This is a genomic window from Bacillus infantis, from assembly GCF_008180445.1.
Taxonomy (GTDB): Bacteria; Bacillota; Bacilli; order Bacillales; family Cytobacillaceae; genus Bacillus_AB; species Bacillus_AB infantis_B.
The window spans coordinates 147,914-162,217 of sequence record NZ_VTER01000002.1 but is presented as its reverse complement, the minus strand read 5'-3'; the positions used below and the strand labels follow the sequence as shown (position 1 = coordinate 162,217).

At 45.6% G+C, this 14,304-nt stretch carries 13 protein-coding genes and 1 pseudogene; 8 read left to right on the top strand and 6 right to left on the bottom strand.

Annotation, left to right across the window (positions count from 1 at the left end):
* The first annotated feature begins 95 nt into the window (after positions 1-95).
* The 3 genes from FZD51_RS03210 (at position 96) to FZD51_RS03200 (ending at position 4,221) form a co-directional block, all read left to right on the top strand.
* A complete protein-coding gene (locus FZD51_RS03210) occupies positions 96-1,412 on the top strand; it encodes a short-chain fatty acid transporter (RefSeq protein WP_148973452.1) in 1,317 nt (438 codons plus the stop codon).
* A gap of 106 nt (positions 1,413-1,518) precedes the next feature.
* Complete coding sequence (locus FZD51_RS03205; RefSeq protein WP_148973451.1) at positions 1,519-2,799, top strand: MDR family MFS transporter; 1,281 nt, start codon at positions 1,519-1,521, stop codon at positions 2,797-2,799.
* A gap of 189 nt (positions 2,800-2,988) precedes the next feature.
* Entirely contained in the window at positions 2,989-4,221 is a 1,233-nt protein-coding gene (locus tag FZD51_RS03200) for an aminopeptidase (protein WP_148973450.1), read from the top strand.
* Between the two features lie 498 nt (positions 4,222-4,719).
* Here the strand turns inward: FZD51_RS03200 and FZD51_RS03195 are convergent, their stop codons facing one another.
* Positions 4,720-5,907, bottom strand: a complete 1,188-nt coding sequence (locus tag FZD51_RS03195; protein WP_148973449.1) for a DUF4309 domain-containing protein — start codon at positions 5,905-5,907, stop codon at positions 4,720-4,722.
* A 351-nt stretch (positions 5,908-6,258) separates the two neighbouring features.
* On the opposite strand from FZD51_RS03195, the gene FZD51_RS03190 reads away from it, so the two are divergent.
* Positions 6,259-6,534, top strand: coding sequence for an acylphosphatase (locus FZD51_RS03190; RefSeq protein ID WP_148973448.1), 276 nt, complete (start codon positions 6,259-6,261; stop codon positions 6,532-6,534).
* 44 nt (positions 6,535-6,578) lie between these two features.
* On the opposite strand, the gene panF is transcribed toward FZD51_RS03190, so the two are convergent.
* The 4 genes from panF to queF all read right to left on the bottom strand — a co-directional run bounded on the left by panF (position 6,579) and on the right by queF (position 9,749).
* On the bottom strand, positions 6,579-8,027 hold the full coding sequence (gene panF / locus FZD51_RS03185; protein ID WP_148973447.1) for a sodium/pantothenate symporter: 1,449 nt from the start codon (positions 8,025-8,027) through the stop codon (positions 6,579-6,581).
* Entirely contained in the window at positions 8,024-8,314 is a 291-nt protein-coding gene (locus FZD51_RS03180; RefSeq protein ID WP_094769790.1) for a YhdT family protein, read from the bottom strand. The genes panF and FZD51_RS03180 overlap by 4 nt, the downstream gene beginning before the upstream one ends.
* A 292-nt stretch (positions 8,315-8,606) precedes the next feature.
* Positions 8,607-9,236 carry a queuosine precursor transporter gene (locus tag FZD51_RS03175; protein ID WP_148973446.1) on the bottom strand — a complete coding sequence of 210 codons (630 nt, stop codon included), beginning with the start codon at positions 9,234-9,236 and terminating at the stop codon, positions 8,607-8,609.
* 15 nt (positions 9,237-9,251) lie between these two features.
* On the bottom strand, positions 9,252-9,749 hold the full coding sequence (queF, locus tag FZD51_RS03170; RefSeq protein ID WP_009792185.1) for a preQ(1) synthase: 498 nt from the start codon (positions 9,747-9,749) through the stop codon (positions 9,252-9,254).
* A gap of 334 nt (positions 9,750-10,083) precedes the next feature.
* On the opposite strand from queF, the gene mscL reads away from it, so the two are divergent.
* The 4 genes from mscL to FZD51_RS03150 all read left to right on the top strand — a co-directional run bounded on the left by mscL (position 10,084) and on the right by FZD51_RS03150 (position 12,668).
* Entirely contained in the window at positions 10,084-10,473 is a 390-nt protein-coding gene (mscL, locus tag FZD51_RS03165; RefSeq protein WP_129613992.1) for a large conductance mechanosensitive channel protein MscL, read from the top strand.
* Positions 10,474-10,529: 56 nt separating this feature from the next.
* Positions 10,530-11,168, top strand: a complete 639-nt coding sequence (locus FZD51_RS03160) for a Bax inhibitor-1/YccA family protein (RefSeq protein WP_148973445.1) — start codon at positions 10,530-10,532, stop codon at positions 11,166-11,168.
* Positions 11,169-11,493: 325 nt separating this feature from the next.
* Positions 11,494-11,913 (top strand): AhpC/TSA family protein, encoded by a 420-nt coding sequence (locus tag FZD51_RS03155; RefSeq protein ID WP_148973444.1) that lies wholly within the window; start codon positions 11,494-11,496, stop codon positions 11,911-11,913.
* A 305-nt stretch (positions 11,914-12,218) separates the two neighbouring features.
* Positions 12,219-12,668, top strand: coding sequence for a hypothetical protein (locus FZD51_RS03150; RefSeq protein ID WP_148973443.1), 450 nt, complete (start codon positions 12,219-12,221; stop codon positions 12,666-12,668).
* 515 nt (positions 12,669-13,183) lie between these two features.
* On the opposite strand, the pseudogene satA reads toward FZD51_RS03150, so the two are convergent.
* Positions 13,184-13,704 (bottom strand): annotated as a pseudogene (gene satA / locus FZD51_RS03145) (streptothricin N-acetyltransferase SatA).
* Positions 13,705-14,304 lie beyond the last annotated feature (600 nt).

The following is a 14,304-nucleotide window of genomic DNA, read 5'->3' as shown; positions in this document are numbered from 1 at the left end:
TGTTATCTCTCCCCTCTCCTTCCCGTTCACACTTTTAACGAATAATTCCATCTCTTCGTCCATAGTCATCTACTAATTATGGAAGGAGTGATGAGATGCTGACAAAACTGGCAGACCGATTTTCGAGGCTGGTAGAAAGGTATTTGCCGGATGCTTTTGTCATTGCTGTGCTGATGACTTTAGCTGTTTTTGCTGCAGGTTTCCTGATGAAGCCGCAGGAGCCGATGGAGCTTGTTAAGTCTTTTGGAGATGGGTTCTGGGTGTATCTGGCGTTTACGATGCAGATGGTACTGCTGCTCATGACGGGAATGGCGCTTGCTTCGGTGCCTTTTGTACAGAGACTGCTTGCGGCACTTTCTTCAAAGGCGCAAACAGCAGGCCAGGCTTATATTCTGACTTTCCTTGTGTCTGCGGCTGCTTATTATGTGAACTGGGGACTGGCGGTTGTTGTAGGTGCCATTATGGCGAGGGAAGTCGGCAGGCGAAACCAGAATGCCCATTTTCCTTTGCTAGTTGCGGCTGCCTATGCGCCGACCGTACTGTATACAGCCGGCCTGTCCAGCTCTATCGGGCTGACTGTAGCGACGAAGGGCCACTTTCTTGAAGATTTGACTGGTGTAATCCCCACGTCAGAAACTATTTTCCACCCTGGCACCATCGCGATTTTTCTCGTGCTGCTGGCAACGATTCCGCTCTTCATTTATTTCATGGCCCCTAAGGAAGGGATTCTACCTTATAAGCCGGCAGACGAGGCAAAGACTGAAAAAAGTGCGATAGCTCCTGAAGAAAGCACCCCTGCTTCCTCTCTTGAAAAAACAAGAATATTAGGAAGTCTGATTGGAATCATCGGGCTCGGATATCTGGTTTATGAGTTTTGGAATGGCCGGGACATCGACTTGAATCTTATCAATATTGCCTTTTTATCGCTCGGGCTCCTTTTCCACGGCTCCCTTGCCAGTTATGCTGCTGCCTTCAAGGATGCGGCGGGGGCGATATCGCCCATCATCCTGCAGTTCCCATTTTATGCAGGCATCATTAGCATGCTCGGCAGCTCCGGCATTGCAGAATCCATGATTAACGGGATGGCTTCCATCGCGGGCAAAGATACCTTTGACATTTTCACCTACTGGTCAGCAGGCCTTGTGAATATTCTTGCCCCTTCAGGCGGAGGGCAATGGGCGCTTCAGGGTCCACTGCAGGTTCCGGCAGGCCTCCAGCTCGGAGTTGATCCCGCAGTCACTGCAATGGCTGTCGGCTGGGGAGATGCCTGGACTAATCTGATCCAGCCTTTCTGGGCACTTCCGATCCTGAGCGTAGTCGGCCTGCATATCCGTCATATTATGGGCTATTGCATCCTCCTCGCCATCTGGGTTGGAGCTGTTACAACCATCATGATGTTCTTTGTCTATTAAGATCTTCACCCTCTCTTCAAAAGAAAATACAGCACTCATGCACCTGTCATTTTTTTCAAAAAGGTAGTATGATAGCGATAGTGACCAGAGAAGTGAGGATTTCAGCATGAGAATCAGAGATTGGGATTTTAATCTGAAGGTGCGCCTGTTCGGCGAATCTTTGATGAATATTACGTTTTGGATGTTTTTTCCGTTTTTGACGATTTATTTTGCGGAGGCGTTCGGCAAGGATAAGGCCGGCCTCCTGCTTATTTTATCGCAGGTGTTTTCTGTATTGGCAAACCTGATGGGCGGCTATTGCGCCGACCGTTTCGGCAGGAAGACGATGATGGTGCTGTCGGCCTTCGGGCAGGGGATCTGCTTTATCCTGTTTGCCATTGCCAGCTCCCCTTCCATCGCATCCTATTGGCTTGGCTTTATCTGCTTCACCTTTGTCGGAGTGTTCGGCGCCTTCTACTGGCCGGCAAGCCAGGCGATGGTGGCCGATGTGGTCGAGGAAAAGCACCGCAGCGATGTGTTTGCGATCTTTTATACTTCCATCAATATCGCGGTGGTTGTCGGGCCGATCCTTGGGGCTCTCTTTTATGTGCAGTACCGCTCACAGCTCCTCTTGATCGCGGGCATTGTCTGCATCCTGCTCGCCCTGATCCTCGCGAAATGGACGCGCGAAACAGTACCAGAGAATACAGCTGTCGCAGGGGAAAATGATAAATGGTACAGCTTCCTTGGTGCCCAGGTGAAGGATTACGGCATCATTTTCAGGGACAGGACCTTCCTGCTTTTTATCATCGCAGGCGTCCTTGCTGCCCAGACATTCATGCAGCTGGACCTGCTGATTCCTGTTTATACAAAAGAGGCCGTCGACAACCAGTCCCTCTTCAGCATCGGCAGCTGGTCGTTCACTGTCCACGGCGAGCAGGCCTTTGGCGTCCTGCTCTCGGAAAATGGATTCCTGGTGGCATTGTTCACTGTCGCTGTCACTAGATATGTAGCCAGATTCAAAGAGCGGAATGTATTTGTCACCTCTTCCCTTTTCTACGCTGCCAGCATCATTATGTTCGGGCAGACGCAGTGGATTTGGGGCCTGATCATTGCCATGGCCGTCTTTACTTTAGGAGAGCTGATGGCGGTCGGGCTTCAGCAGAGCTTTGTGTCGCGCATCGCCCCGGAGCATATGAGGGGCCAGTATTTTGCAGCAGCCAGCCTGCGTTTTACCGTCGGGAAGACGATCGCTCCCATATCGATTCCACTGACCGTCTGGATCGGCTATGACTGGACTTTTGCTATACTCGCGGTGCTTGCAGTCATAAGCGCATTTCTTTATTGGCTCATGTTTGCATTATATGAAAAGCAGGAAAAGCACCCTGCCAGACAAAACTCGATTTAAGGCCGGCGATAAGCCGGCTTTTTCATTTTTAAAATAGCCTGATGGGATGGATCCCGGTGCCCCCATGGCCGGTGCCTATTAGAAGCCTTGCGTTTTTCCCCGTAAAAAAGGAATCAGGCCAAACTGTTTCTTTTTCCCGCAGAAACCGATAAAATGTAGAGGAAGATTCTGAAAAAGGAGATACATAATATGAGCCAATTCCAGCAAAATCTCGAAAAATATGCCGAGCTGGCAGTCAAGGTCGGCGTCAATGTCCAGGAGGGCCAGACGCTTGTAATCAATGCAGCACTTGATGCAGCAGAGTTTGTACGCCTTGCCGTGAAAAAAGCCTATGAAACAGGAGCAGCCAATGTGGTGGTCAACTGGTCTGATGATACAGTGACACGCCTGAAGTATGATCTGGCTCCTGAGGAATCTTTTACAGAGTATCCTGAATTCCGCGCCAAGGAAATGGAAGATCTCGCAGAGAAGGGCGCTGCGTTCATGTCAATCGTATCTGCAAGCCCTGACCTGCTCAAAGGGGTCAAATCCGAGCGTATCGCCAATTTCCAAAAAGCAGCCGGAAAAGCGCTGAGCAAATACCGCCGCTACGCACAGTCTGACAAGGTAAGCTGGACGGTCATCGCTGTCCCATCTGAAGGCTGGGCAGACAAAGTATTCGCAGACGAGCCTAAGGAAAGCCGCGTGGAAAAGCTTTGGGATGCCATTTTTAAAGCAACGCGCGCAGACCTTGAAGATCCTGTGCAGGCATGGAAGGATCATGACGCTTCCCTGCATGAAAAAGTCGATTACCTGAACAGCAAAGGCTTCAAAAAACTGCATTATACAGCGCCAGGCACTGATTTGACCATTGAGCTTCCTGAGAAGCATCTGTGGGTCGGGGCAGGCAGCGTCAATGAAAAAGGCCACGAGTTCATGGCAAACATGCCGACTGAGGAAGTCTTTACCGTTCCGCTTAAAACCGGTGTCAACGGGCATGTTTCCAGCACAAAGCCACTCAGCTATGGCGGCAATATCATTGATAACTTCACGATTACCTTTGAAAACGGGCGCATTGTGGATGTGAAGGCTGAAGAAGGCGAAGAGATCCTGAAGCAGCTTGTTGAGACAGATGAAGGCTCCCATTATCTTGGAGAAGTGGCCCTTGTACCGTTCAACTCACCGATCTCACAGTCCAATCTGCTTTTCTACAACACTTTGTTTGATGAAAATGCCTCTAATCACCTGGCAATCGGAAGTGCTTATGCATTCTGCATCGAGGGCGGCAAAAAAATGTCCTCTGAAGAGCTTGCTGAAAATGGCCTGAACGAAAGCCTTACACATGTCGACTTCATGATCGGCTCAGCCGAAATGGATATTGACGGCATCAAGGGAGACGGGCAGTCAGAGCCAGTTTTCCGCAAAGGCGACTGGGCATTTTAATATATATAACAAAAGGAAGCTGCGGGCCATTTAGGCCTGCAGCTTTTTATGTTAGCTCTATTCGCATATATCGCTGCGATCTTGCCATCCTTATAAGACGTGAGAAAAAGTATTCTTTCTGAAGAGGTTTTTCCTAAAGAGCGCACCTTTCCGGACCCGAATGAGTTGAAAAATAAGCGGAGAAATTCCCCCTATTTTTAAAAACACTCTAAAAATAGCTCAAATAGACGGAGAAATTCCCCTTATCGTTTTAAAAAACAGGAAAATGGGCTGCTTCGCTCCGCTTAACCGGAAATTCTCCGCTTATTTACACCCACTTTTGCCATATTCAGCAGCGTAACCGGAAAATCTCCGCTTATTTTAAGACTCAAATTAAAATACCATACTAAAAAATAACCTTGATGTTTAAAAGATCCGTTCTCGAACTATGGCCAACAGTGGCCAGTTTAACTGTTCCATTCAACAGGCCATGCACCCGCGGGATTTTTTCTGCATCCTTTAAAGCTTCCTCAGCTGAACAGACTTTATTTTTCCTGACTGGTCTGCATACACATCAATATTGTATTTTCCGGCAGCATAGATCGCCAGTACCTCTTTTCCTCTTCTGCTCTCCCTGAACGGCTCGCCGAACATTTTCTTGATGTCTGCAAGTGTTGACTGCAGGCGGATTCCGGGAATTGAAACGATCGCTACCTCTTGTGTGGCTTCATCATAAAAATACGTTACTTCCGGATATTTCAGGTACGCATATTTGCCTTTTTTCCCTGCTTCAATAGAAGGGGGGCTCGCCTTTTTGACATCATTGATATTCGTGCCGATCGGATATTGGCTTCCGGTCAGTATGCCTTGGGAGGCTTTATCGATTATGCCCTTTTCAAGCTGAATATTGTAGAACGGATGATAGTTTTCTTCGGCTGCACTCCAGATTTCAAACCATTTTTCCCCTTCGCCCAGGCCGTCTTTCATGTCAGAATCGTCGTAGGCCGTCTCGCTGACCTGTTTGATCTCCAGCTTTTGCTTGTCGAATGCCCATGTTGAAAAAAACAATCCCTCATTGTCATCAATGGACTGGACTGTCTGGATGTATTCCTGTTTGATTGCCTTGATTTCAGGTCCGAGTATGGATTGGATTCCATCACCGGAACCGGACTGGACAACTTTCAGCTCTCCATGCTGGATGCTGTACAGCTCTGCCGAGAACCGGCTGTCCCCCTCAGGCTGGACGATGGCAAGCAGGGTCTTATCACCAAGCTTAAGCGGATACGCCCCTTTTACTTCTTCATTGAAAACAAGCGGCAGGGATGAAAGAATATCCTGCTTAAAGGCAGACTTTGCCCCTTTTTTGGCCATATAGACTGAATAATTCCCTTCATGCACCGTGTCCTGCTTATCTCCTAAAACGCCTGCTTGTTCAAGCTTGATGGTTGTTTCATTTTCCGCATAAAGATAGATTTCATAAGCCAGGCCTTCATCGGCCGCTTCAATGCGGTAAAGGGACTTTTCCTTAAGCCATGAAGTATCCTTTTTATCCTTGCCTTCTGTCTGGATCGTCAGGATAGCAGTGTCATCTTTCTGTTTCTCTGTTTTGTGCGAAATTTCTTCTGCCAGTGATGTGTGGATCTGATTGCTGCACGCGGCGGTTAACATTGACAGCACCATTAGCATTGCATATATATATTTATTCATTTTATCTCCCACTCATTTAAGCTTGTTTTTGATGCCGGCTGACGCTTTTTCCCTGTCATGGCCGGTCACATCTCTAAAGTTTAACAAAGACATTTATATTCTACAAATCTGTTTTAACTGGTTTTTAAACAGTTTGTAATCTAATTGTAACATAAAATGAGAAACTTTTTTAACCCCTTCTTTTACAGGCAGGTATTTCCATCTTCTTTCTTTTTAAAGACTATCTACATCATTCGTTAGGCAGGAAGATTTTATGGGGGCCGTACTTAATTTTTTCCGTCTTCTTGAATATTGCATTAGCCCCTCTTTTATGGGACGATGTAGGTAATTATGGTGCCGGAGGAGAAGTAGATGATCCATTTGAACATTATAGTTTCCGGAAAGGTGCAGGGAGTGGGGTTCCGCTTTTTCGCACAGAGAAAAGCTGTTCAATACGGCATCAATGGCTGGGTGCGCAACCGGGATGACGGTTCTGTGGAGATCCGGGCAATGGGAGACAAAAAGCAGCTGGATTCTTTTATGAGGGATTTGAAGAGAGGGAACCCTTTCTCGGCGATCGATCAGATGCAAGTGGATGAACTGGATGGCCAGGGCGAGCAGTCTTCTTCCTTTAAGATAAAATATTAGTACATAACAAAAGACGGGACCAGCATAAGCTGTCCCGTCTTTTTTCAGGCTGTCTGCCCCATATCTTTCTGTGCTGTCCCGGCCGTCAGCATGCTGATGAGCATGTAAGCGGCAAAAGACAGGATGATCGGCATGATGACTGTGTTCATGCCAAAGGCGTTCGGATAGTATGTATAAAAAAGGATATACGAGACTACCCCGGTGATCATGGAGCTAATGGCTCCATGCTTATTTCCCCTGCTCCAGTAAAGGCCGAGGACGACCGGCCAAATGAAGGCGGCCTCAAGCCCTCCAAAGGAAAACAGGTTGAGCCAGATGATCAGATCCGGCGGACTGAGCGCCATCAGGCAGACCAGGATCCCAAGGACCGCTGTAACGGTGAGGCTCAGCTTCTTAACTCTCCCTTCACTTGCATCAGGCTTGATATAATTCAGATACACATCCTTCACGACAGCCGAGCTGACGAGGAGGAGCAGAGAATCGACAGTCGACATGATCGCTGCCATCGGAGCGGCCAATACCACCCCTGCCAGCCACGGTGGCAGGACCTCCATGGCAATGAGCGGCATCACCTTGTCCCCCACCTCGATACCAGGCAGGATCGGACGGGCGAACACGCCGATCAGATGCATGCCAAGCATGATGAAGCCGACCACAAAGGTCCCGATGATGATCGCCCTGTGCATGGCCCGGGAGTTTTTGTAGCTCATCGCCCTGACTGTCACCTGCGGCAGGCCGACCACCCCGACGCCGACAAGAATCCAAAAGGAAGAAACATAGAGCGGGGACAAGCCCCCGTCAAATCCGTATGGCGAAACAAGCCCCGGATTTTCCGTCCTTAAATCTGTGATGATATTTCCAATCCCGCCGCCGGCAATAATGACCGCAATCAGAAGGATCAGGGTCCCCGCAAACATGATGACCCCCTGGACCGCATCTGTCACAGCCACGGCCCTGAAGCCGCCGATGATGACATACACAAGGACCGATGCCGCAAAAATAAACAGGGCAGTCCCATAGGAAAGGCCTGTCAGCGATTCGATCAGGCGGGCGCCGCCGACCCACTGAGCTGCCATGGAAGCGAACAGGAAGATGATGATGCTGAGTGCTGAGAGCAGCACGACCCACTTGCTCTGATATCTTTCTTTTAAAAAGTCGATCAGTGTGACAGCCTTATATTGCCTGGCGACAATCGCAAATTTTTTCCCGAGCACCATCAGCACAAAATAGCCTGTCACAAGCTGGGACATCGCAAGCAGCACCCAGCCGAGCCCCTGGGTGTAGGCGACACCGGGTCCGCCGATGAAGCTGCTGGCGCTTCCGTAAGTGGCAATCATCGTCATGGCGAGGATGAATCCGCCCAGCTCCCTTCCGCCGAGGAAGTATTCCTGCAGAAAAGAATCACTTTTTCGGACATGCCTGCTCGCCCAGAAGCCTACCAGAAAAATCGCCACCAGGAACACAAGAAGCGGGATGATGACACTGATATTCATTCCGCCTTCCCCCCTTCTTCACTGTCATCGAAAGGAACTTCTTTAAACAGAAACTTCACGGCTGCCCAAACAAGGACAAACACAACCGCAAATCCTGCCACACAGCTATAGAAAAACCACGCTGGCAGCCCCATGATATATGTATACTCTTCAACAGGCCCTGATCCCATCCCGTAAGCAAAGCCAAACCACCATAAAAAATTAAAAAGGACAAGACCGATCCCGATCCAGGCTTCCCTCTTCGCCACCTTAAAACGGGGATCCTTCCCCCCGGCTTTATTATCCAAGTCCTTTCCCCCCCTATACCATTTATCCTTCACTGAAAAATTAAGAATTATTTCCACCTTGATTGTAAACCAAAAACACCGAACCAGAAACAAAAACTTGGTTTACGTGCCAGGCACCGCCGGTGGACACTTTTGCCTCATTTGTCTTTTTGCGGTGCCAGGTACCCTCGGTGGACACTTTGGCCACATCTGTCCTTTTATGGTACCTGGCACCAATAAATGGCACCATCAGACGGCAGCATCAAAAAACAGCCCCCGGCAAGAGGCTGTTTTCATGACGCAGATTCTGCTGTCAGCCTGCCAGCTCGGCAGGCTGCTTTTTTTCTTTCCTGGCCATGCCGACCAGCAGGTAAACCAGCGGTGTATCAATCAGCGCGACAAGGAATTTAAAGACATATTGTGTTCCGATCATCGCAAGGAGCGCCCCTGCCGGCATGGTGCCGTAAAAAGCGATCAGAATGAACACAGAAGTATCGATCAGCTGGCTTGAGACTGTGGACAGATTATTGCGGATCCACAATTTCCTGCTGCCATGCTTTTCCTTCAGCTTATGGAAGACGTACACATCCAGGTTTTGGCTGACCAAGTAAGATATAAGGCTTGCAATGGTGATGCGGAAGCTTCCGTTTAAGATCGTTTCAAATTCTGCCTGTGCCCCGAAGAAGGGCGCTGAAGGCAAATGGATCGCTGCAAAAATGAAAAATGCTGACAGGAGCTGTGTTACAAATCCGGCCAGCACGGTCTTCCTGGCAGCTTCTTTTCCATAAACTTCACCGATGATATCAGTGATCGGATACGTAAAAACATAAACAATCACAGCCGCCGGCAGCACAGCCCAGGATCCCAGGCTGAACAGTTTGACGGCAAGAATGTTAGATAATATGAGCAGGCCGGCAAATGCGGCATTCAAATATAATAGCAAGATGTATGTCTCCTTTTAGCGGTTATCAATGGTTTCAGGATACAGATCATGGTTCATCATCCTGTACTCTGCCATCTTTTCATATTTTGTCCCCGGCTTTCCGTAATTTGTATACGGATCGATGGAAATGCCGCCGCGCGGAGTGAATTTGCCCCATACTTCGATATAGCGCGGATCCATGAGCTCAATCAGATCATTCATGATGATGTTCATGCAGTCTTCATGAAAGTCGCCATGGTTGCGGAAGCTGAACAGATACAGCTTCAGTGACTTGCTCTCCACCATTCTCTGATCAGGGATGTAGCTGATATAAATGGTCGCAAAATCCGGCTGACCTGTTTTCGGGCACAGGCTTGTGAACTCAGGGCAGTTGAATTTAACAAAATAATCGCGGTTCGGGTGCTTATTATCAAAAGCCTCCAGGATGGACGGCGAGTATTCAAACAAATATTGTGTCCCCTGATTGCCAAGCAAAGTAACATCCTTCAATTCTTCATCTTTTCTTCCAGACATAGAAAAAAGCCTCCTCATATGGTACTGCGCATACAAGAGAGGCTCCTCGATATATAAAAATCAGCCCGAAAAAAATAAAAACCATATCCCCGCGGATATGGCTGATCAATTTTATCAGAACCATAGTTTTTTATAGAGGGTTTGTTGCTATGAACCTCTCCTGCATGATGCAGGAATGTCGTATATTTTTTTGTCCTCTGTAACTATAGTGAAAAAGCCGGATTCTGTCAATACCATGCGCCGAGGCTTCTCACACCTTAACAACCGGCCCTTTTGGAAGTATAATAACTTTTATCGCTATACAACTTGGATAATAACGAAAGGAATGACTTGTATGCTGAAGGAATTCAAGAAATTTGCCATCAAAGGCAATGTGGTCGATCTGGCAGTCGGTGTCATCATCGGCGGAGCCTTTGGAAAAATCGTCACTTCGCTCGTCAATGATATTGTCATGCCATTTCTCGGACTGCTCACCGGAGGGGTTGATTTTTCCGAGCGGTCTGTAAAAATCGAGGACGCTACCATCAAATATGGTGCATTCATCCAATCTATCATTGATTTTGTCATCATCGCCTTTTCCATCTTCCTCTTTGTCAGGTTCATCAACAGGCTGAAGAGCAGACATGAACAGGAGAAGCATGTAGAGGAAGCACCGACCATTGATGCGAAGGAAGAACTGCTGAAAGAGATCCGTGATCTATTAAAAGAAGAAAAAATGAATTGAAACCTTATGCAATTTTTTGCGTATAAAAGGTAAACAATTCATATGAGGTGAAACATATGTATGCACAAACTGCCAACACCGGCTATCTTCCATCTGTTTTAAGAGCCTTTGCCCTGTCACTGGCATTTGCCTTTCTCGGGACGATGGCTGGCGTCTATATTCCCCCGGCGCTGTTTCTGCCGCTCGTCATCCTTGAGCTGGCCATGCTGATCGGAGCGTTCTTCTTAAGAAAGAAAAAAGCGATTTCCTACACTTTTCTGTACAGCTTCACCTTTATTTCGGGGATTACAACCTACCCGATCATTGCGCATTATATTGCGACAGCAGGTGCTAATACCGTCCTGATGGCCGTCGGAACGACAGCTGTTGTATTTGGCGGACTTGCTTTTTATGCAACCACAACCAAGCGTGACCTTTCATTTCTCGGCGGTATGCTGATGGCTGCCCTGCTGGCTCTGATCTGCATCTCCATTTTTCATATGATCTGGCCGTTAAACTCCGCAGCATTGCTCGCTTTTTCCTTTATCGGCGTGCTTGTCTTCAGCGGCTATGTCCTGTTTGACTTTAACCGCATGAAGCAGTACGGAGTAAGCGCTGAGGAAGTGCCGCTCATGGCGCTGAATCTGTATCTTGATTTTATCAATCTGTTTATCAATATTCTTAGGATCTTCGGTATTCTGGCCAGTGATGACTAAGAAAATAGTGCGCCTTGATTCTGTAAATGAATCGGGCGCTTTTTTCCGGCAGAGAGTCCCAAAGTACGGCAGATTCGGAAACTTTGGCATTTTCCTTCAAGCACATTGCCCGATCCCCTTTTTTTGCCCATTGCCCCCTCTTCCGTTATGATAGAGCTAAATCTATTAAATTTGTTCTGAAAGAGGGATGGGTATGGATTACAAATTGGAGATCCCCGGTTCGCAGGATACAGTCACTTTGGGTGAAGCAATCAGCGGGCAGGATACGATGCTCGTTTTTGTCCGCCACCTTGGCTGACCAGTCTGCAGAGAATATCTCGCGCAGTTGCGTGAGCGCATAGCAGAAATTGAAAATAAAAAGTTTCACGTGAAAATAGTGGCGCCTTCCAAAGGGGCGTTCATTGAACAGTTCCTGGAGCATTTCGGACCTTTTCCGTTTCCGATCTACGGCGATCCGTCCAGGGCAGCCTATAAAGGAATGGGACATCAGACAATGCCGAAGTGGAAGCTTCTTGCAAAGGCCGGGTTTGGATTTGTCACCGGCCAAGTGAAAGGCTTTATCCCGGATGAAGAAAAACAGAAGCAATTTGTGATGAAATCGATGAAGACGCAGGATGTATATATCCAGGGCGGTACATGGCTTTATTCATCAAATGGCGAGCTGCTCTGGAAGCATATTGATTCTTCACCGGAAAACCATGCCAGCATTGATGAGGTTTTAGCGGTCATTGACAGGCGGGGCTGAGAGCTGCAAAATTAACGTGCCTCCACATTCGGAACGGGTTTTCTGGTGAGGTACAAAACGTTAAATCGCAGACTAATCACACAGCAAATTCCACACACAAATCACAGTATATTTGCAGTCAAAAAAGGCTTAGAGTATTTCCGGCTCTAAGCCTTTTTTGTAGTAACTTGTTACACTAAAGCACCCGTTTGTTTAAGTGCACTTATTCACAAATTCAGCTTTAATTTAGGAAGGTGCCTATTTCTAAATTAGGTTGTATATTTTTTCAAGTTAGATTCACCCTAAGAAAAAAAGGGTGTGAAACCTTGAGAAGAATCAATACTTCAATTCTGATTTTAACATTACTTCTAACATCGATTCCCATTAATGCATTTGCTGTATCTCCTGACAAGCTGCCGGTAAAGGTCACGTCCGAGCAATGGAGCTTGGAGATAGGAAAACCAGATAGCCCTGTTTCAAATAATAACAAATCAAGAGATACTAATCTCTATAATCGTTACAGGATGGATTTAAAGAACATTGGTAATAAAAACATCAAGTTAATTAGGATTGAAGCCTTTAGAGATGATCCAAAGCTTAAATCAGATATAGAATTATTTACTATCGAAAGCGATAAACTTTTAACGCCCACTTTTCATCACAACAATTTTCCTTTATTAAATGGAGCTAAATTAAAAGTAATCGTTACTTGGACCGTAGACCAAAACGGAGATTCTGAACGGAAATATCAGGATCGTTTTATCTTTGATAATTAATCCATGTGAGAGGAGATAATCCTCTCTTTTTTATGTGATCTTTGGTGTCCAATGCCTCTGGAAGTTGTATTCTCTTGCACAAACCTGCCCCTTTTGTAATATAAGAACAGCTGCTAATTCGGCAGTTGTTCTGGAACATATATGCCGTTAGTGTGAGATTTCAACTTAGTTTTTATCTCTTATTTCTTGCAGTATTTCTATTATACGATTGTTTTATTCTTCAATAGATTTTAACCTTTTTTCAATAGTGCTTGAAGAGAAAAAAACTATTAATACAATAGCTATTCCAAATATTAAATCCACTTCTACTCCCCCGTCTAAATCATGTTTATCTATGTATTTTTCCTGAATGCTGCATACGTTTCAAATAACTTTAAGTTATGCTTGTTCAACACACCTGCCCCGTTTGTTCAATAAGGTTTAGCAATAAAGTACGGAAACCTAATCCTCCCTGGATCTACGCCCCCACCAAATACCAATTAGTTATATTATTCAAGTACTAAAACTACAATAAGTTAAAATTTATAGTACCAAAAAATCCAATTTCATTTGCTGTTGGAAAGTTAGAATAAAGCATAGTATCAACTGCACCTATTACAAAGTGATTTTTGGCGTAAAAATGGCACGCTGAAACATTAATGTCTTGTGTTTCAAGCACTAGACCACTAAAGTTATTCTCCTTTGCCCACTCAATAGCTTTATTTAATAAAGCAGTTCCAACACCTTTTTTTCTATAATTTGTTGCAACAGCAATGTCCTCAATTAGTGCAAAACCATTCCAATTAGAACGAATCTTAATCCGACCGATGCAGTCGTTTTCATCATAATAGAAATATACAATTTTCCCCTGTTCTTCAATATAACTGATATCAATCTCATCATCTTCATATATCTTGAAATAAGGTTCAGAGAATATCTCCTCTGTATTTTTCCAAACATTGTTTTCAAATGTAGGTATAATTCTCCCCGAAACAACGAAACATTCGTTAGGTTTATTAAAATCCTCCATATTAAATTGAGTCATTTCAATTATCATAGCCATCTCCTTCAAAACGAGATTATATGGAATACAACTTGTATTATAGCCTTCTATTTACTTCGTCCTTTTTCAACTAAACTGCCCCGTTAGTACAAAAAAACGCTAATCCTTATTAGATTAACGCACCCTTCTGGTGAATAAATAACTTGGGACTGTTTGTTGTAATAACGCTAACCATTAATTTAGAATCAAGAATTTAATCTTCTTCTTTTTTTATATAAGAGCACGATTGCAGTAGCAAATAATAAAACAGAAATCAATAAAGTTGTTCCTGAGGCAATAGGTGTTAAAAAACTTATAATCAGAAGTATTATTCCTAATACAAATAGACCAACCACCATTAAAATTGCTCCTTCCTTCTCTAGCTTTTACTATATTTTAACTTTAACATTAATAACCGTACTTGTGGGAGGAAGTGGAAACAATAAAATTGAACTAAACTGCACCGTTAGTACATAAGCACCCTTTTCTTTAAGAAGGTACTAAACCGAATAATCCCAGGATAGAATACAACGTAAATCCGACTCCGAAGAAGATAATGATAAACCTTATCTTCCAAGGTAATTTAGGAGGAGGGAAAAATGCTATAGTACCAAC

Bases quoted from the DNA above. Each gene is read 5' to 3' on its own strand.
- mscL (WP_129613992.1), top strand. From the start codon at position 10,084: ATGCTGAAGGAATTCAAGAAATTTGCCATCAAAGGCAATGTGGTCGAT.
- FZD51_RS03200 (WP_148973450.1), top strand. From the start codon at position 2,989: ATGAGCCAATTCCAGCAAAATCTCGAAAAATATGCCGAGCTGGCAGTC.
- queF (WP_009792185.1), bottom strand. From the start codon at position 9,749: ATGTCTGGAAGAAAAGATGAAGAATTGAAGGATGTTACTTTGCTTGGC.
- FZD51_RS03195 (WP_148973449.1), bottom strand. From the start codon at position 5,907: ATGAATAAATATATATATGCAATGCTAATGGTGCTGTCAATGTTAACC.
- FZD51_RS03210 (WP_148973452.1), top strand. From the start codon at position 96: ATGCTGACAAAACTGGCAGACCGATTTTCGAGGCTGGTAGAAAGGTAT.
- panF (WP_148973447.1), bottom strand. From the start codon at position 8,027: ATGAATATCAGTGTCATCATCCCGCTTCTTGTGTTCCTGGTGGCGATT.
- FZD51_RS03205 (WP_148973451.1), top strand. From the start codon at position 1,519: ATGAGAATCAGAGATTGGGATTTTAATCTGAAGGTGCGCCTGTTCGGC.
- FZD51_RS03190 (WP_148973448.1), top strand. From the start codon at position 6,259: ATGATCCATTTGAACATTATAGTTTCCGGAAAGGTGCAGGGAGTGGGG.
- FZD51_RS03160 (WP_148973445.1), top strand. From the start codon at position 10,530: ATGTATGCACAAACTGCCAACACCGGCTATCTTCCATCTGTTTTAAGA.